Here is a 15969-nt window from a genome sequence, read left to right as displayed (position 1 = left end):
CGAGTCGCTCGGCATAACCGTTCGAGCAGGGCTCCGATCGACTACAGATCGTAACCGCCTCGGCGTGCTCTTCACGAAATCCGTGCCTGAACCCGTTCTACCTGTCGAAAACAGGCGGGGTGGGCAGAGCCTGCGACATGACGACACCCATGACCAGGCGCCGTCGCTGCCGTCCGGCCGCGCTCACCGCGTCCGCGCCCGTCTCTCCGGTCCGCGTCGGATGGCCGCCGGCCCCGGCCCGGCCGGGTGGCGGCGCGTGCTGCCGGACGTGGTCGAGCGAGCACCTGACCCCGGGCGGGGTGGTCGTCCGCACCACCTGGCACGAGCCCGCCTGCCCGGCCTGGACAACGCGGTGACCACCAAGGCGGTGGCCGGGCCGGTGCGGGTGTGCGCGGTGCTGGTCTACGACGGCCGCCTGGCCCTGATCCGCCGCCAGCGCTCGGCCGGCCTCCAGCACTCGCTGCCCGGCGGCCTGGTCGAGGACGAGGACGGCGAAGAACCCGAGACCGCGCTGCGCCGGGAGCTCCTCGAGGAGCTCGGCCTCCGCCTGGCGGTGCTGCCCGCGCCGCCGGAGCTGCGCTTCGTCCAGGACCAGGAGACCGAGCGGCCGGGCGAGGCGGAGCCCTTCCGGCGCCGGCACCTGGTCTACGTTGCCCACCTGCCCGACCCCCTGGTGGCGGCCGTCGCCGCGGTCGAGCAGGACGACCCGGACCAGGCCCCGGTGGTGTGGCTGCCGGTGGCCGACGCGGCCGGCCTCCACCTGTACCCGGACGTCGGCGCCGTCCTCGCCCAGGCCGTCCGGCCCGACACCGCCGCGACTGGCGGCCCGCTGCTGCTCCCGGCGATGACCGGCGCGTCCTACCAGTGGCGCTGACCTCCCGAGCGCAGGCCGCTGTGACCGTGCGCCGTAGATGGCCAGAGTTTTCGCGCTACTTTTTTGGCCGCTGGCCCTGGCTCTGACCAGAGCGAACGCCTTGGGAACCGCAGATGATCGGTGTCGCGGAGGCTTGGCCGTCCCGGCCTCAGTCGACGTCCCGACCATGTACCGCGCTTCGCGGAGGCGCGCTGACCAGGAGCAGGGAGACGGAGCCGACTTCCTGGTGCTGCGCGCCGAGGCGTGACGGTTTGTCCGCTGACCTGGGCCCGGGAGAGGGCGTTGCGGTCAGCCTCCGTGCGCGGTGAGCGTGTAGCCTTCGGGGCCCTCGAAGGAGAACATCGGCCCGAACGGGCTGTCCGCCATGGGGGTCAGGATCCTGACTCCGGCGGCGGTGAGCTGGTCGCGGAGCTGGTGGGCGTCCGTGGTCCGGAACCAGAGCACTACGCCCAGACCGGGCCGTGCGGTGTCGGCGAGGTCGACGCCCGGGAGGAGCGCGCGGACGGCGAACGGGGTCGGCTTGGTGTCGAACACGACCGCGTGGGGCGGCGAGACGGCGGCCCGGCGCAGGCCCAGGTGCTGTTCACAGAAGGTCGCTGCTGCTTGCACGTCGCGTACTTGCAGGGCGACGAAGTCGGGGCCGTCGATGGTGGCAGGCATGGGTACTCCTCGATCCTTGATGTCAGAACTTTGACATAGGGGAGACTAGGATCCCGAGAAACCCATGTCAAAATGCTGACATGATGGAGAGCCCGTTCGCCGAGCCGCCCCACCCCGCCAAGGACGTCACCCAACACGTGGGCTACATGCTCAAACGCGCCCAGGCCGCCCTGCGCAGCGCTATGGACAAGGGCCTGCGCGAGCACGGATTGACCGTGCCGCAGTACGCCACTCTCGAACTCCTGGCCCTGCACCCCGGCATGTCCAACGCCGACCTCGCCCGCGCGACCTTCGTCACCCGGCAGTCCGGAAACGTTGTTCTGCGGGGCCTGCAGGAAGCGGGACTGATCACCCGCCCCGCCACCGCCGACCACGGCCGAGCCCGGCCCGCCCACCTCACCGAGGAAGGCCACACACGCCTGTCCGCGGTCCAAGCCGCCGTCTACGCCATCGAAGAGCGCATGGTGGAGGCGATCCCGCCACAGCGCATGGCCGCGCTGCTCTCTGACCTCGACCGCATCGCGGCAGCCCTGGAGAAATGACCCGGGCTCCCGATTGTTTCGGGCCGGTCCGAGGCGGTGCCTGTGGTGGCAGGGTCGGCGCCGAAGGCCGCCGGTTGCTGCTCGGCCGGAGACCCACCCGCTTCTGACCCGTGGCCAACCAGGCCGGCGCGACAACCTACCCGTCACGCGAACTCGATGAAGCTTCAAACAACGGCATTGCCGGAGAAGGAGAAAGTGGTGCTGCCCGAGGGACGGCTGGCGCGGCGCACTCGCGAGCGTCACGCCGCCGTCCACGCGCTGATGAAGAAGGGAATGGGGCACAGCCAGATCGTCGCCGAGCTGGGCCTGGACCCGAAGACGGCGAGGAAGTTCATGCGCGCCACCACCGTGGAGGAGCTCATAGGCGCGGGCCCACCGGCGGCCGGCAGACCAGCTTGGACGGCCACGCCGCCTACCTGATCGCCCGGTTCAACGAGGGCTGCACCAGCGCCGACCGTCTCCACCGCGAACTCGCCGAGCGTGGCCTGACCGTCAGCGAGCGCACCGTCCGCCGATTCGTGCACCGGCTGCGCGACCTCGCCAAGCCGACCGCAAGGTCCGTGAGGTGACCAGGCTGATCCTTGCCCACCCCGACAATCGGCCGGAGGCCGGGAGTGTCCTCATGAAGGAACTCCGCGACCACTGCGGTGAGTTGGACGATGCCTGCGACCTCATCGCGCGATTTACCTCGATGCTCGTCAACCGCCAAGGCCGGGAAGAACTTGTGCAGTGGACTGCGGACGCCGAGGCCAGCCGCCTCCCCGAACTGCGCGGGTTCGCCACTGGCCTGCGCAAGGACTGGGACGCCGTCATGGCCGGCCTCACGCTCCGCTGGAACTCCGGCCCGGTCGAGGGCCACGTCAACCGCATCAAGATGATCAAGAGGCAGATGTTCGGACGCGCCAAGCTGGACCTCCTCCGCAAGCGCGTCCTCCTCTCCACGCGATGACTGTCTTCCCATACGATCAGTGCTTTCCGGACCTTGCGAGGAGACCCCTCTTGGAGATGTTTCGCTGCGACCGTTCGGAGAAGGTCATCGATCGCTTCGACAGTGTGGATGCCACTGCTACCCGCGTCGCCGCCGGAAAGGGGCCTGTTCATCTGACCTGCCTGGCCATCGAGCCCGGTGGAACCATCGGCTCGCACCCCGCCCCGGTGAGCCAGCTCTTCCTTGTCATCACGGGCGAAGGCTGGGTCGCGGGCCCAGACAGGCGCCAGATCTCCGTTTCAGCCGGCGACGGTGTCCGCTGGGAGCCCGGTGAGGAACACGCATCCGGCACCACCACCGGCCTCACCGCCATCGCCCTCGAAGGCCCGTCGCTGGACCTCTTCGCCCCGGACTTGCGCGGCCCCCGCCACCTGCCCTGACCTGACTGCTGGACGGGCAGCTTTCACGGACTTCGCGCCAGAGCCAGTCTGCCGCGTCCGCTGACAGGGCCTCGAGAAGCCGCACCCGATCGTTCTCGAAAAGGACCTTGTACACATCAGGTGCTACCTGAACAGCGTCAGCTGCCATGGGGATCTCCCGATCGTTGGGGCGGAGCGTAGTTAATTGATGGCGACCGTAGTCCCGGGCAGACGACCGCACGCGGCGGAAAACCAGGCAGGCGACCCGGGGGCCACCAAGCCGGACATGCGGTGTCAGCGCCGGCGAGCGGTCCCGCCGGCCGGGCGTCTTGGTCCCGAAGGTGCGGGTCTCGCCAACGGACGCCGACAACGGCCACCGGGCGTCCGTGCGAGCGATGAGACCTGCGCACGGTCCCAACAGCCCCGACAGCCGGCAGGGGTGCGGGAGCGGGAGCGGGTACGGCGACGAGATATCGCCTTCACTCGACAGGTGTCCTTGCAGGTAGAGCGATCAGGCGTAGAGAACCTCGATCATCTCGAACCCGCAGGGACACCTGTCGTCGTATCAGCCACCGAAGTCCGCCACTACCCGCGGATTCGGGTCAGACTTCGACGAACTGATGAGGATTTCCGAAAACGGCCAGGCCCGCTCTCGGTTCCCTAGTTGGTTGGGCCGTTCAACGGTCTGGGGGGAGTCGGGAGTGGGGAGCGGGGAGACGGGCGTATGTCGGCGATGAGTTGTTGCGGCCTGGTGGGTCGGGTACGGCCTTCCCGGCCCGGCTCAGGTCTGTCGAGCATCCTTACGCCTCTTCCGCGGGGATGGCCTGCCGTGTTGCGTAGCGGTTGCGCATCGCGTCGCTCGCTGCGGGACCTGCGGTGAAGACGTAGGTGCCGCTGTCGTCGAGTCGGCGGCCGGTCTTGGCGTCGACGACGACGGGCTCGACCTCCTCGCCGCTGCGCGCGTCGATGAGGATCATGCTGCGCTCGGCCGGTGTGAGACGGGAGTTGCCCCATGCGGCCAGGGCGACGATCACCGGACGCAGGGAGTGCCCGAGTTCGGTGAGGACGTACTCGTGGCGCACGGGGTTGGTCTGGTAGGGCCGGCGCTCCAGGAGTCCGTCCGCGACGAGGGTTTTCAGCCGGGTGGTGAGCATGCTGGAGGAGATGCCCAGGCTCTCCTGGAACTGGTCGAAGCGGGTGTAGCCGTCGAAGGCGTCGTGGAGGATCAGCAGCGTCCACCACTCGCCGACGTGTTCCACCGTCGTGGACAGCGGGCACTCCCGGTCCTCCAGCCTGATCCGGCTTGCCACGGCGACCATCCCCTCAGTTACTGCTAAAGTAGAAGTAAGTAGCTTCTATTCTAGCAGTCATAGCGGGAGCGGTCCTTTCCGTGCCCGCACCCGGGGACGGAGCACACCGTGACCACATACATCAGCGAATCCCTCGAAGGCCGACGCGCTCTGGTCACCGGCGGCACCAAGGGCACCGGAGCCGCCATCGCCCGACGGCTCGCCGAGGCCGGCGCGATCGTGCTGGTGACCGCCCGTACCCGCCCGGACGACGCCGACGAGAAGGCGTTCATCACCGCCGACCTGTCCACCGCCCAGGGCGCGGCCCACGTCGCCGCCGAGGTGGACGCCCGCGTGGGAGGTGTCGACATCCTGGTCAACACCCTCGGCGGTTCCGAGGCACCGGCTGGAGGGTTCGCGGCGCTCGGCGAGGACGACTGGGCCAGGGAGCTGAACACGAACCTGCTGGCCGCCGTCCGCCTGGACCGCGCACTCCTGCCGCACATGATCGCCACGGGCAAGGGCGCGGTCGTGCACGTCACCTCGATCCAGCGCCGCATGCCGCTGTGGAACGGCACCTTGGCCTACGCCGCCGCCAAGGCCGCCCTGACCACCTACAGCAAGGGCCTGGCCAACCAGGTCGCCCCGCACGGCGTCCGCGTCAACACCGTCTCGCCAGGCTTCGTCCAGACCTCGGCCGCCGACAACCTCGTCGCCCGGATCGCCCACGACGCGGACATCACCCAGGAAGCGGCGCTGGGCCGGCTCATGGACTCCCTGGGCGGCATCCCGCTCGGCCGTCCCAACCGGCCCGAGGAGGTCGCCGAGCTCGTCGCCTTCCTCGTCTCCGACCGCGCCTCGGCCATCGTCGGCGCCGAACACGTCATCGACGGCGGCACCACCCCCACCGTCTGAACCCGCCACCACCCCAAGGATCGTCATGCACGACAACCAGCCCCTAACCCCGGACGCCCTGCCCGAGGTGATCACCCGCTACCTCCAAGCGCACCGCGCCCACGACACCGCCACCGCGGTCACAGCGTTCACCGGCGAAGCCACAGTGATCGACGACGGCAACACCTACCAGGGCACCGAGGAGATCGAGGGGTGGCTCGGCCGATCCGCCACCGAATTCACCTACACCATCCACCTCACGAACGCCCAGCAGAGCGACGCGACCCACTACATCGCCACCCACCACCTCGAAGGCAACTTCCCCGGCGGCACCATCGATCTGCGCTACCAGTTCACACTCCGCGACGACCTCATCGAACGCCTCGTCATCGAGCCCTGAGTCCGCCCACTGCTGCCGCCTGCGCGACAAGCCCCGCTCACCTGGACCGCCCGTCCCGGCCGTCGTGCCAAGCCGGCCACTCGGCCACCAGGCCAGCCCTCACATTCGGCATCCACCCGCAGGGTCTACCGCCTGACCGGGAACGTGCACTGGGCGACAGCGCATGCCAGCCGGTGAACGATGTCGGAAAGCCGTGTGCGGGAGAACTGCATGCACGGTTTGAAGCGGCGGGGACTGGAACGGAGCATCACGCCACCGCGCCAGTCCCCGACCCTACTCAGAGAGCGCCATCAGAACAGGCACCCGCAGCCGACGGCAGCTGCGCACGGTGCCGCGAGCGGCCCGACGAACTCGCGCGCAGCGACCGGGTACCGCAACCCCGGCGACCGAGACCACCAGCTCCAGGGTCACCAGGTCTCGCGCGTACTGGCGGTACACCAGGTCCGCCGACGCCGTCCGCCAGGTCGGCGAACACCGACTCGCCGACCTCCTCGCCAGCCGCCTCCGGGTGTCCGCCCTGCTGTGCGGGCGGGCCGCTGCCTACGTGATGTGGCGCAGCAGGGCGGTGACGGCCGCAGACACCTGTCCGCGGGGATGCACCACCATCACCTTCCAGGTCGGTGCGTTCTGGGCGAAGCGGCGGGTCGTCAGGTCGGGAAAGCGGGCGGCCAGGGATTGGGGCATGATGCACACGCCCAGGTCGTGGCGGACCAGGTCGGTGGCGCTGAGAATGTCGTTGACCTCGAAGGTGGCGACGCGGTCGACGAGGGCCGTACGAAAGGCGCGGTCGACGGAGTGCCGGATCGCCCAGCCGACGGGGAATTCCACCAGTGGCAGGCCGGCCGCCTCGGCGAGGGTGACCGGTCGCTCGGGTTGGCCGGCGCGGCCCGGCGCCGTGATCAGGACCATCTCCTCCTCCTGCAGCACGCGTGCGGCCAGTCCTCGCTGCTGGGTACGGGCCAGCGCCACGACGGCCACGTCCATGGTGGCGTCGCGCAGTGCCTGAAGGAGGTCGTCCGCCGACGCCTGGCGAAGCCTGACCGTCACCTGCGGATGCTGGTGACGGAAGGCGGCCAGCGCCTGGGCGAGGCCCGTGTGGAGACCCTGCATGACCCCGATGGTGATCTCTCCCCGGAGCTGTTCTTTGGTCAAGTCAACGGCGGCTCGGGCCTGTTCGGCGGCCTGTAGCGCGGCGCGGGCGGCCGGGAGGAACGCCTGGCCCGCCGGGGTGAGGGACACCCGGTGGGTGGTCCGGTGGAACAGCGAGGCGCCCAACTCGCGCTCAAGAGCGCGCACCGTGGTGGACACCGCGGACTGCACCACGTGTAGGCGTCGCGCCGCCGCGCTGAAGCCGCCCTCCTCGGCGACCGCGACGACGACCTCCATCTGCCGAAGATCCATCCCACCCTCCGTACGGCCGAACTCCAGGCTATCTCTGAAAGAGATTACCGTCATCTCGAACCATCTCCCTGGCATGGGAAGCGACCACCGCGGCAGGGGGTTGAAGAGGTCATCAGCAGCGAACGACACTGCTGGTCAAACCAGAACATTCGGCCCGGTGCCGGACGCCCGCCCTTACCCCAGGGAGAAGTCATGTCGAGCAACAACGGCCTCATCGACCCCGCAGACGCCGCGGTACTGCTGGTGGACCACCAGAGCGGTCTGCTGCAGATCGTCAACCACACCAACGTCCGCGAGCTGCGCAACAACGTGGCCGCTCTGGCCAAGGCCGCCACCCTGGCCGGCGCCCCGGTGATCGCCACCGCGTCGGTCCCCGAGGGCCCCAACGGCCCGCTGATCCCGGAGGTGTTCGACAACGCGCCCAAGGCGACGTACGTCCAGCGTCACGGCGAGATCAACGCGTGGGACGTGGAGGGCTTCCGCCGCGCCGTCGAGCAGACCGGCCGCCGCACCCTCCTCGTCGCCGGCATCATGACCAGCATCTGCGTCGTGGAGCCCGCACTGTCGGCCCTCGCCGAGGGATACGACGTGTACGCCGTCATCGACGCCTCGGGCACCTACTCCGACGAGGCTCAGCGGATCTCGATCGAGCGCCTGAGCCGGGCAGGCGTCAAGGTCGTGGACGTCCTCGGTGTGGCGGCCGAGCTGCAGAAGACCTGGGCCCGCGAAGACTGGGCGGACTGGGGCGGCGTCTACGCGAGTGTCAGCCCGGGCTACGCCGCCGTGATGGAGTCGGTGGGCCGCGCCCAGGCGGAGGCCACTGGCGGTGAGGCCGCCGGGGCCGAGGTCAAGTGGGCCCAGGCCCGCGGCCGGTTGGCCTGAATCCCGTCGTTGCTGCCCCGGGCCGGTGGGCCCGGGGCGGCGACCGGCCCCCACGGCCGGCGTCGATCCCGGGACGCCGGCCGACAACCTTCACGAAATCGGAGCAGTCACATGTCGTTGTCCAGGCCCCGGCCCGCTCGCCGGGCACCCGCCGAGGGTGGTGGCGCGCAGCACTCGGCCCGCAGGTACGGTGCCGGGTTCCGGATGATCGCGTCGGTGTTCGTCACGGCCATGGCGTTCTCCACCGTCCCGACGCCGCTGTACCCCCTGTACCAGGCACGCGAGGGCTTCTCCACCTTCACGGTCACGATCGTCTTCGCCGTCTACGCCGTCGGTGTACTGACCAGTCTGCTGCTGGCCGGGCACGTCTCGGACTGGATCGGCCGGCGGAAGGTCCTGATCACGGCGCTGACGCTGGAACTGGCCGCCGCCGCGCTGTTCGTCACCGAACCTTCCCTGCCGGTCCTCCTCCTCGCCAGGCTGGTCACCGGCCTCGGTGTCGGCATGCTCACCGCGACCGCCACCGCGCACCTGCACGAACTGCACAGAGCACACCGCCCCGGCGCCTCCCCGCAACGCTTCGAGATCGTCTCCACCGCGGCCAACATCGGCGGCCTCGGCTTCGGCCCACTCGTCGCCGGCCTCCTCGCCCAGTACCTCCACGCGCCGCTGCGACTGCCTTACCTCGTCTTCGGCGCCCTGCTGCTGATCAGCGTCGCCGCGGTCGCGCTCACCCCCGAGACAGTCAAGGAGCAGCCCGTCAGGCCGAGGTACCGCCCGCAGCGCGTCAGCACCGACCACGGCGACCCGGCCGGGTACGTGGCCGCCGCAGCCGCGGGCTTCGCGTCCTTCGCGGTCTTCGGTCTGTTCACCTCGCTGGCCCCCGGATTCGTCGGCCACACCCTGCACCACCCCTCCCGCGCGCTGGCGGGGCTGATCGTGTTCGCCGTGTTCGGTGCCGCCGCGGCGGCCCAGTCGCTCACCGGCCGCCTCGATGCCAAAGTACGCAGAAATATCGGCCTGTTCGCCCAGGCCGCAGGGGTGGCAGCACTGGCCATCGGCATGCGCGCCGCCAGCTTCCCCGTCTTCCTGGCAGCCGGCATCGCGGCCGGCATCGGCGCCGGAGTGCTGTTCAAGTCCGCGGTCGCCACCGTCGTCGCCATGGCCGCGCCGGGCAAACGCGGCGACGCTCTCGCCGGGCTCTTCCTCATCTCCTACCTGGGCCTGGCCCTGCCCGCGATCGGCCTCGGCATCGCCACCCTCTGCACCACCGTGACCGCCGCGATGACGTGGTTCACCGGTGTCCTGCTCGTCCTGCTCACCACGGCGGGTGTCCTCGCCCGCCGCCGCGGCGGCGTCGGCTGAGCGCACCGTCCGCCGCCGGGTCCAAGACGACGCCGGTCTCCCCGCTGGCCCCCGGCCGAAGCCGGGGGCGACCGCTCTCGACGGCACGCTCCCGCGCAGCAACGGGATCCGGTCCGAGCGCAGCCGGGCCGCCCTGGAGGTGGCGAACGAGGCCGGCGTCCGCATCGCCCTCGTCACCGGCCGCCCGCCGCGGTGCGTTCTGGCCCTGATGGAGGGCATCGGACGGCCAGGCCCGCACGCTCGACCTCAACGCGGCCCGGCTCTCCGCGCTGACCGCGGGCGTCGCGTTCGTCCTGCGAACGCCCACCTGGTGACCGGGTACTTCGCGGATCCGGCCCCCTCACGCCGTGTCGCTCGCCCAGTGCTGCGCGAGGCGATGGCCGCGCTCTCGGTCCGGGTGCTGCCCGCGGTGGCTGATGTTCTCCACCCGCCGCGAGGGTGACGTGTGGCGGGGGCGCCGCAGAGGGGCTTCTCCGATGGGAAGCCCCCCTGCGGACCCACGTAGGGTTGCCCTCTCTACTCCGTGCGGATCCCCTCCGGGCGCATCATGCGCCACAGCGGCGGGAGGCTGAGGGCGGTCACCAGGAGGACGACCGCGGCGCCGACGCCGGTCATCACCGTCACGGACGTCCAGTCGAAGTGCACCGGCCGGCTCACCATCCGGAGCAGCACGGCGCCCAGGGCCAGGCCGGCGCCGCAGGCCAGGACAAGGCCCAGGACGATCGGGACGGCGGTCTGCCACAGGACCGAGAGGCTCAGGGTGCGGCGGCGGGTGCCGAAGGCGACCAGGGCGGCGAGGAGCTTCTTACGTTCGCGCAGCTGCTCCATCTGGGAGACGAAGAGGCTGGCGCCGATCAGCAGCAGGACCGCGGCGGAGCCGATCAGGAGGCCCTTTTTCACGGTCACGAACCGGCCGTTGACCTGCACCGCCTTGAGGGACATCGGCATCATCAGAGGATGGACCCGCGCCACCGTGTTCCGCACGTGCTCCTCTGCGTCCGCCACTGAGGGGTCGAGGTTGACGAAGGTGCTGTAGCGGAGGATGTCCAGCGCCTCTTTCGGCAGTGCGCCCGGGGTGGCGACGAGGCCCGGATGGGTGAAGCCGGTGGGGTCCGGTCGGGATGCGGCAGTCTTGATGTCCGTGGGCATGGTCCAGGCGATCTCCGCGCCGCGGACTCCGTCGTCGAAGGACGGGTCGATGACGACCTTCCGGCCCGGCTTCGACACCTCTTGCGGGTGCTCGGGGTCGGGCAGCAGGAACGCGTCGCCGTCCGCGCACTTGTCCAGCTTGGCGATCTCACGCAGCGAGGCGCAGTCGCCGATCGTGACGGATCGGTAGTCCTCCGGGTTGCGGGCCTTCTCGCCGAGTCCCGCACTACCGAGGGAGATCGCCTTCCTCACGCCCTCGGTGGAGGCGATTTGCGCGGTGATGCCGGGCATGCGCGAGGGCTCCACCTGCGACGGCGTCAGCACCTGGAGCTGCGCCCGCTCCGTGTCGATGCCCGTGTCCGTGGCGTAGGAGCTCTCGATGCCGGTGAACAGGGCGTGCAGGGCGATCGCCCCGGCCACGGCGACGGCGATGCCGTTGACCGGGCGCACCGCGACACCGCTGGCCAGCTGGAGCCGCCGGACCGCGAGCTGCCAGGAGACCGAGCCGGCGCCGAGCCGGTTCACCACGACCTCGACCAGCCAGGGGAGCAACGCGGTGACCCCTATCAGCAGCAGTACGACACCACCGCTGACCTGCCACTGGTTGAACTGCTCCCTCGTGCTCTGCCCCATCATCGGGTAGAGCAGGGTCAGTCCGGCCAGCGGCATCGCCAGCCGCCACCACAGCCGGCGCCGGGGCGGTTTCGACGTACGGACCACGCCGAGGGGTTCGATCACGACCCCACGCATCGCGAGCAGGGTCACGGCCACTGAGGCGATCGGCACGGCGAAGGCGACGAGCAGGACCAGCGCCGGGCTGACGGCGATGTCGATCGGGTACATCCGGGCTTCGTTGATCGGGAAGTCGGCCACGAACTCCCGGCCCACGGCGAAGAGGGCGGCGCCGACGAGCACGCCGAGCACGGCGCCGCTGAGCGCCTCGCCCGCCGCGATCCTGCGGGTCGTGGCCCCGTCGGCGCCGACCAGGCGCAGCGCGGCCAGCCGCCGGTCGCGGCGCTCGCCGCCGAAGCGGACGGCAGCGGCGATGAAGACAGCCACCGGGAGCAGCAGGACCACGCAGGTGATCAGTATCAGCAGCAGCAGGACCGGGTCCCAGGGTTCCTGCGGTTCGGGGTTTCCGAAGCCGTTGATCCGCATGACGAAGCCGTCGCCGGCCTTCACGATGTCGCTGCCCGCGTAGTACGCCAGCTCAGCTGGGCCGCGCAGGCCCGGCTCGGCGATGGTGCCGGCCTGCTTGTAGGGGAGCCGGGGCTCCAGCAGCCGCTTGCCCTCCGGGCTGTCGAGCAGCGCCGCCAGCGCTGGGGAGACCATCATCTCGCCGGGGCCGGGCAGCCGGGAGAGACCGGGCGGCAGCACGGGCTTGGAGCCCTCGGCGTGCACCATCCGGCCGAAGACGTTCTTGTCCTTGTACGTGCTGTGGGTATCGGCGACGAGGAGGGTGTCCTCGGCGGCCTTGTCGGCGGAGAGGTAGGTGCTGCGGTTGCTCTCGCGGTCGCTCAGGGCCTCTTTCGCGGCCGGGACGGCGGCGGTGAACAGCAGCAGCGCCACTCCGAGTCCCACACCGAGGGCGGTCAGCAGCGTCCGTGTCCACCCCTCCCGGCCGCCTGTCACCGCGAACTTGGCGCCCATCGCGAGGTCCTGCGCCCAGGTGGTGCCTCCGTTGGTGCGGGTGGTCACAGGGCGGGCTCCATGTCACGCGACTTGCCGTCGCGTACGACGATCTCTCGGTCGGAGTAGGCGGCGACCCGTGTCTCGTGCGTGACGAGGACGACCGCGGCGTTGGTGGAGCGGGCCGCGTCGGTGAACAGCTGCATGACGAGCTCGCCGTTGAGGGAGTCCAGTGCACCGGTGGGTTCGTCGGCGAAGAGGACCTTGGGGCCGGTGACCAGGGAGCGGGCGACGGCGACGCGCTGGCCCTGGCCGCCGGAGACCTCGCCGGGCCGCTTGTGGCCGAGGCTGCCGACCTCCAGCCGTTCCATCCAGGCCCGTGCGGTGCGTTCGGCGTTCTTGCGCTTGGCGCCGTTCAGCCGTAGCGGCAGAGCGACGTTCTCGACGCAGGTCAGCTCGGGCACGAGCTGACCGAACTGGAAGACGAAGCCGAAGTCGCTGCGGCGCAGCGCGGAGCGCTCGGCGTCGCTCATCGCGGTCAGGTCACGGCCGGCGTAGGTGATGGTCCCGGAGTCGGGGGTGACGATTCCGGCGAGGCAGTGCAGCAGGGTCGACTTCCCGGAGCCGGAGGGGCCCATGATCGCGACGATCTCACCGGCGTGTATCGAGAACGTGGCGTCGTCGAGTGCGGGAGTCGGTCCGTAGGACTTGCGCAGGGCTTCGGCGGTGAGCAGGGCACCGGCGGGGATCATCGACGTATCTCCTTGGCGAGGCCGTCGAGGCGCGCGGCGGTCAGTTCCAGCCAACGCAGGTCGGCTTCGAGATGGAACAGGGCGTGGTCGCACACGAGTTTGTCGGCGAGGTCGCCACGGAGCTTGCGGTCGGTGAGGACTCGCATGAGGCGCAGGTGCTCCGCCCGCTGGATGTCCAGCAGCTCGGCGGCGCTGCGCCCGGACAGCAGGGCGAGGACAACCTTGGTGTAGAGCGTCGACTGGAGGTACGACTCGGGCTTTTCCGGGGTCGTGAGCCACTGGGTGACGTCGGTGACCCCGGCGTCCGTGATCGCGTACCGCTTGCGTTCCGGACCGTCACCGGCCTCGACGCTGTCGACCTCGACGAGGCCGTTCTTCAGTAGCCGGGACATGGTCGAGTAGACCTGCCCGTAGTGCAGTGGCCGGTCGTGGCCGAACTTCTCGTCGAAGGCCCGTTTGAGGTCGTAACCATGGCGGGGACCGGACTCCAGGAGTCCTAGCAGTGTGTGACCGATGGACATATCCAGGACTATACACCCCACGTATACACATGGCGTATACGCGGGGTGTATAGCGCCTGGGTCACACGCCATCCCTGCTGGTCAGCTGGCTACGTCACAGGTCTGCGCAGGCCTCGCGCGCCGCGCGGCGGGCCAGTCCCGCCCATCACTCTCCGCCATCATCGGCGGGCGGCCCGGCGAGGGAGCGCCGGAACCGGAGGAGCGGAAGGAGCGACGCTCTCCCGGCGGGGCCGGCCGGGGACCTCCACGTCGGGCTGGACCACGACCAGGTGCCTGCCGGCGTAGGCGGTGGGCAGCCCGGCGGCCGTCCCTCGACCGGACCGGCGGGGGCTGACCGGGTGGGTTCGCACGGGGATGCCGCGTCGGGGTGCGGCCACGGGGAACACGCTGGATCATGCGATTCCAGCGCAGGGGCCGCCAGGGCGGGCGGCGGGAGCGCCCCGATCCGGCTCGCGATGCTCAGATCGCGGCGGAGCGCGGACCGGACAAGCCGACGCGGGTGCCGAGGCGGGGTTGGTGGGCGGTGCTCAAGCGCACCGGCCGTGAGTTCCTGGACGACGAGTTGCCGGACAGGGCCGCCGCTCTCACGTACTACGGGGTGCTGGCCCTCTTTCCGGCGCTGCTGGTGCTGGTGTCGGTGCTCGGCGTGATCGGCTCCTCCGCGACCAACACCGTCCTGGACAACCTGCAGGATCTCGCGCCCGGCTCGGCGCGCGAGATCCTGCACAGTGCCGTCACGCAGTCGCAGGCCAGCCGCAGCACCGGCGGGGTGCTGGCGGTGGTGGGTCTGGCCGGTTCGCTGTGGTCGGCATCCGGGTACATCGCGGCGTTCATCCGGGCGGGCAACGCGGTGTACGACATCCGGGAGGGCCGGCCGGTATGGAAGATCACGCCGCTGCGGGTGGGCCTGACCCTGCTGCTCATGCTGCTGCTGTCGGCGAGCGCGGTGATCGTGGTGTTCACCGGTCCGCTGGCCCGGCGGGCCGGAGACCTCCTCGGGCTCGGCCACACCGCGGTCACGGTGTGGTCGATCGCCAAGTGGCCGGTGCTGGTGGTGCTCGTCTCGCTGATGATCACTCTGTTGTACTGGGCAACGCCGAACGTGCGTGGCCGCGGGTTCCGGTGGGTCTCCCCGGGCAGTGTGCTGGCCGTGGGGCTGTGGCTGGCGCTGTCCGGCGGCTTCGCCGCGTACGTGGCGAACTTCGGCTCCTACAACAGGACCTACGGCACGCTGGCCGGGGTGATCGTGTTCCTGGTCTGGCTGTGGCTGTCCAATCTGGCGATCCTGCTCGGGCTGGAGTTCGATGCCGAACTGGCCCGTGAGCGGGCGATCGAGGGCGGCATGCCCGCCTCCCAGGAGCCCTACGTGCCACCCCGGGACACCCGCAAGTGGCCCGAGGAAGGCGACGGCAGCAGCCGAAGCTGACCTGCCCCTCTTCCTCCTCGACGGCCTGGATGAACTCACGCGGGACGGGGTAGGCGCGAAAGCGCCCATGTGAGCCGCCACCAGAGGTGAGGAGGGATGGGTCGTGAGTGACGCGACGGGTCCGGGCCATGAGGAGCCGCGCCCGGCGAGAACTATGCCGCTCGGACCAGGCGGCACGCTCGCGCGGTGATCCGCTCGTTCTACGAGTACCACCGAGAGACCCACGGCCGACCGCTGATCAACCCGTTCCCGCAGGGAGGGGCTGCCGACGAGGGGAGTCCGAATGCGCATCACAACCCGATGCAGCCGTTCCGGCAGCCCTCGCGCCGGGGCACCTATCAGCCCAAGGAGCCCAAGCCGACCCCGAGGATCATTCCTGACCAGGCGTTCAACGACCTGTTCGCCGGGTTGAAGTACAACCGGGACAGGGCTCTGATCGCGTTCTATATCTCCACCGGCGCCCGCGCCTCCGAGCTGCTGGGTGTCCCGCAGGGCCTGGTCTCGCCCGGGGACCGGACGATCGGCGTGGTCCGCAAGGGCAGCCAGGTCCTGCAGCACCTTCCCGCCTCCGCCGACGCATTCGTGTGGCTGCGGCTCTACCAGCAAGAACTGCGCGGCATGGTCCCCAAGCACCCGTCGGAGCCGCTGTGGTGGACGCTGCGACGGCCCTTCCGCCCGCTGGAGTACGACGCGGCCCGGATGGTCTTCACCCGTGCCAACCAGCTGCTCGGCGCGAACTGGACCCTGGTGAGTCGGCCCGGGGCGCGGTGCCGGGATTGCTCCCGGTCCGTTTCCCCGGACCGCTCTCCGAACCCGCCGTGCGCCTCTCAGCGCAACG

At 70.3% G+C, this 15969-nt stretch carries 19 protein-coding genes and 1 pseudogene; 13 read left to right on the top strand and 7 right to left on the bottom strand.

Features of this window, described 5'->3' with window-relative positions; translation table 11 throughout:
• The first annotated feature begins 220 nt into the window (after nucleotides 1–220).
• Nucleotides 221–874, top strand: a complete 654-nt coding sequence (locus ACZ51D_RS42955; protein WP_465665734.1) for an NUDIX domain-containing protein — start codon at nucleotides 221–223, stop codon at nucleotides 872–874.
• A 288-nt stretch (nucleotides 875–1162) separates the two neighbouring features.
• Here ACZ51D_RS42955 and ACZ51D_RS42950 read toward each other — a convergent pair whose 3' ends face one another.
• A complete protein-coding gene (locus ACZ51D_RS42950; RefSeq protein ID WP_465665728.1) occupies nucleotides 1163–1534 on the bottom strand; it encodes a VOC family protein in 372 nt (123 codons plus the stop codon).
• Between the two features lie 80 nt (nucleotides 1535–1614).
• Between ACZ51D_RS42950 and ACZ51D_RS42945 the strand changes: the two genes are divergently transcribed.
• The 5 genes from ACZ51D_RS42945 to ACZ51D_RS42925 all read left to right on the top strand — a co-directional run bounded on the left by ACZ51D_RS42945 (nucleotide 1615) and on the right by ACZ51D_RS42925 (nucleotide 3444).
• Nucleotides 1615–2076: a MarR family winged helix-turn-helix transcriptional regulator gene (locus tag ACZ51D_RS42945; protein WP_465625171.1), complete on the top strand. Its 462-nt coding sequence runs from the start codon at nucleotides 1615–1617 to the stop codon at nucleotides 2074–2076.
• A 156-nt stretch (nucleotides 2077–2232) separates the two neighbouring features.
• Nucleotides 2233–2496 carry a hypothetical protein gene (locus ACZ51D_RS42940; protein ID WP_465665726.1) on the top strand — a complete coding sequence of 88 codons (264 nt, stop codon included), beginning with the start codon at nucleotides 2233–2235 and terminating at the stop codon, nucleotides 2494–2496.
• Nucleotides 2472–2645 carry a hypothetical protein gene (locus ACZ51D_RS42935; protein WP_465665725.1) on the top strand — a complete coding sequence of 58 codons (174 nt, stop codon included), beginning with the start codon at nucleotides 2472–2474 and terminating at the stop codon, nucleotides 2643–2645. The genes ACZ51D_RS42940 and ACZ51D_RS42935 overlap by 25 nt, the downstream gene beginning before the upstream one ends.
• A complete protein-coding gene (locus ACZ51D_RS42930) occupies nucleotides 2642–3025 on the top strand; it encodes an ISL3 family transposase (protein ID WP_465665723.1) in 384 nt (127 codons plus the stop codon). Before ACZ51D_RS42935 ends, ACZ51D_RS42930 begins: the two co-directional genes overlap by 4 nt.
• A gap of 56 nt (nucleotides 3026–3081) precedes the next feature.
• A complete protein-coding gene (locus ACZ51D_RS42925; protein ID WP_465625210.1) occupies nucleotides 3082–3444 on the top strand; it encodes a cupin domain-containing protein in 363 nt (120 codons plus the stop codon).
• A gap of 779 nt (nucleotides 3445–4223) precedes the next feature.
• On the opposite strand, the gene ACZ51D_RS42920 is transcribed toward ACZ51D_RS42925, so the two are convergent.
• Complete coding sequence (locus tag ACZ51D_RS42920) at nucleotides 4224–4742, bottom strand: winged helix-turn-helix transcriptional regulator (RefSeq protein WP_391492101.1); 519 nt, start codon at nucleotides 4740–4742, stop codon at nucleotides 4224–4226.
• Nucleotides 4743–4841: 99 nt separating this feature from the next.
• Between ACZ51D_RS42920 and ACZ51D_RS42915 the strand changes: the two genes are divergently transcribed.
• On the top strand, nucleotides 4842–5627 hold the full coding sequence (locus tag ACZ51D_RS42915; protein ID WP_465625167.1) for an SDR family oxidoreductase: 786 nt from the start codon (nucleotides 4842–4844) through the stop codon (nucleotides 5625–5627).
• Nucleotides 5628–5652: 25 nt separating this feature from the next.
• A complete protein-coding gene (locus ACZ51D_RS42910; protein WP_465625165.1) occupies nucleotides 5653–6006 on the top strand; it encodes a nuclear transport factor 2-like protein in 354 nt (117 codons plus the stop codon).
• Between the two features lie 540 nt (nucleotides 6007–6546).
• Here the strand turns inward: ACZ51D_RS42910 and ACZ51D_RS42905 are convergent.
• Nucleotides 6547–7407, bottom strand: coding sequence for a LysR family transcriptional regulator (locus ACZ51D_RS42905; protein WP_465665721.1), 861 nt, complete (start codon nucleotides 7405–7407; stop codon nucleotides 6547–6549).
• A gap of 192 nt (nucleotides 7408–7599) precedes the next feature.
• Here ACZ51D_RS42905 and ACZ51D_RS42900 point away from each other — a divergent pair, with 192 nt between their 5' ends.
• Nucleotides 7600–8289: an isochorismatase family protein gene (locus tag ACZ51D_RS42900; protein WP_465625155.1), complete on the top strand. Its 690-nt coding sequence runs from the start codon at nucleotides 7600–7602 to the stop codon at nucleotides 8287–8289.
• Between the two features lie 107 nt (nucleotides 8290–8396).
• Here ACZ51D_RS42900 and ACZ51D_RS42895 read toward each other — a convergent pair whose 3' ends face one another.
• On the bottom strand, nucleotides 8397–8522 hold the full coding sequence (locus ACZ51D_RS42895; RefSeq protein WP_465625153.1) for a hypothetical protein: 126 nt from the start codon (nucleotides 8520–8522) through the stop codon (nucleotides 8397–8399).
• Between ACZ51D_RS42895 and ACZ51D_RS42890 the strand changes: the two genes are divergently transcribed.
• Nucleotides 8506–9654: an MFS transporter gene (locus tag ACZ51D_RS42890; RefSeq protein WP_465625151.1), complete on the top strand. Its 1149-nt coding sequence runs from the start codon at nucleotides 8506–8508 to the stop codon at nucleotides 9652–9654. The two genes, ACZ51D_RS42895 and ACZ51D_RS42890, sit on opposite strands and share 17 nt — an antisense overlap.
• A complete protein-coding gene (locus ACZ51D_RS42885; protein WP_465625149.1) occupies nucleotides 9590–10096 on the top strand; it encodes an HAD family hydrolase in 507 nt (168 codons plus the stop codon). The genes ACZ51D_RS42890 and ACZ51D_RS42885 overlap by 65 nt, the downstream gene beginning before the upstream one ends.
• A gap of 74 nt (nucleotides 10097–10170) precedes the next feature.
• Here the strand turns inward: ACZ51D_RS42885 and ACZ51D_RS42880 are convergent, their stop codons facing one another.
• From ACZ51D_RS42880 to ACZ51D_RS42870, 3 genes are read right to left on the bottom strand one after another with little or no spacing between them, the layout of a single operon-like run.
• Nucleotides 10171–12453, bottom strand: coding sequence for an ABC transporter permease (locus tag ACZ51D_RS42880; protein WP_465665736.1), 2283 nt, complete (start codon nucleotides 12451–12453; stop codon nucleotides 10171–10173).
• Between the two features lie 44 nt (nucleotides 12454–12497).
• Complete coding sequence (locus ACZ51D_RS42875; RefSeq protein ID WP_465665719.1) at nucleotides 12498–13184, bottom strand: ABC transporter ATP-binding protein; 687 nt, start codon at nucleotides 13182–13184, stop codon at nucleotides 12498–12500.
• On the bottom strand, nucleotides 13181–13705 hold the full coding sequence (locus ACZ51D_RS42870) for a PadR family transcriptional regulator (RefSeq protein WP_465625145.1): 525 nt from the start codon (nucleotides 13703–13705) through the stop codon (nucleotides 13181–13183). Before ACZ51D_RS42870 ends, ACZ51D_RS42875 begins: the two co-directional genes overlap by 4 nt.
• A gap of 394 nt (nucleotides 13706–14099) precedes the next feature.
• Between ACZ51D_RS42870 and ACZ51D_RS42865 the strand changes: the two genes are divergently transcribed.
• Nucleotides 14100–15131: a YihY/virulence factor BrkB family protein gene (locus tag ACZ51D_RS42865; RefSeq protein WP_465665717.1), complete on the top strand. Its 1032-nt coding sequence runs from the start codon at nucleotides 14100–14102 to the stop codon at nucleotides 15129–15131.
• Between the two features lie 186 nt (nucleotides 15132–15317).
• Nucleotides 15318–15969 (top strand): annotated as a pseudogene (locus tag ACZ51D_RS42860) (hypothetical protein); the annotation flags it as partial.

Source organism: Kitasatospora sp. NPDC033851, from assembly GCF_055576085.1.
Note: the sequence above shows the minus strand (reverse complement) of the source record. Positions and strands in the feature narration are given on the sequence as shown.

Bases quoted from the DNA above. Each gene is read 5' to 3' on its own strand.
- ACZ51D_RS42955 (WP_465665734.1), top strand. From the start codon at position 221: ATGGCCGCCGGCCCCGGCCCGGCCGGGTGGCGGCGCGTGCTGCCGGAC.
- ACZ51D_RS42875 (WP_465665719.1), bottom strand. From the start codon at position 13,184: ATGATCCCCGCCGGTGCCCTGCTCACCGCCGAAGCCCTGCGCAAGTCC.
- ACZ51D_RS42925 (WP_465625210.1), top strand. From the start codon at position 3,082: ATGTTTCGCTGCGACCGTTCGGAGAAGGTCATCGATCGCTTCGACAGT.
- ACZ51D_RS42870 (WP_465625145.1), bottom strand. From the start codon at position 13,705: ATGTCCATCGGTCACACACTGCTAGGACTCCTGGAGTCCGGTCCCCGC.
- ACZ51D_RS42905 (WP_465665721.1), bottom strand. From the start codon at position 7,407: ATGGATCTTCGGCAGATGGAGGTCGTCGTCGCGGTCGCCGAGGAGGGC.
- ACZ51D_RS42895 (WP_465625153.1), bottom strand. From the start codon at position 8,522: ATGGCCGTGACGAACACCGACGCGATCATCCGGAACCCGGCACCGTAC.
- ACZ51D_RS42910 (WP_465625165.1), top strand. From the start codon at position 5,653: ATGCACGACAACCAGCCCCTAACCCCGGACGCCCTGCCCGAGGTGATC.
- ACZ51D_RS42940 (WP_465665726.1), top strand. From the start codon at position 2,233: ATGAAGCTTCAAACAACGGCATTGCCGGAGAAGGAGAAAGTGGTGCTG.
- ACZ51D_RS42880 (WP_465665736.1), bottom strand. From the start codon at position 12,453: ATGGGCGCCAAGTTCGCGGTGACAGGCGGCCGGGAGGGGTGGACACGG.
- ACZ51D_RS42865 (WP_465665717.1), top strand. From the start codon at position 14,100: ATGCGATTCCAGCGCAGGGGCCGCCAGGGCGGGCGGCGGGAGCGCCCC.
- ACZ51D_RS42920 (WP_391492101.1), bottom strand. From the start codon at position 4,742: ATGGTCGCCGTGGCAAGCCGGATCAGGCTGGAGGACCGGGAGTGCCCG.
- ACZ51D_RS42945 (WP_465625171.1), top strand. From the start codon at position 1,615: ATGATGGAGAGCCCGTTCGCCGAGCCGCCCCACCCCGCCAAGGACGTC.
- ACZ51D_RS42900 (WP_465625155.1), top strand. From the start codon at position 7,600: ATGTCGAGCAACAACGGCCTCATCGACCCCGCAGACGCCGCGGTACTG.
- ACZ51D_RS42950 (WP_465665728.1), bottom strand. From the start codon at position 1,534: ATGCCTGCCACCATCGACGGCCCCGACTTCGTCGCCCTGCAAGTACGC.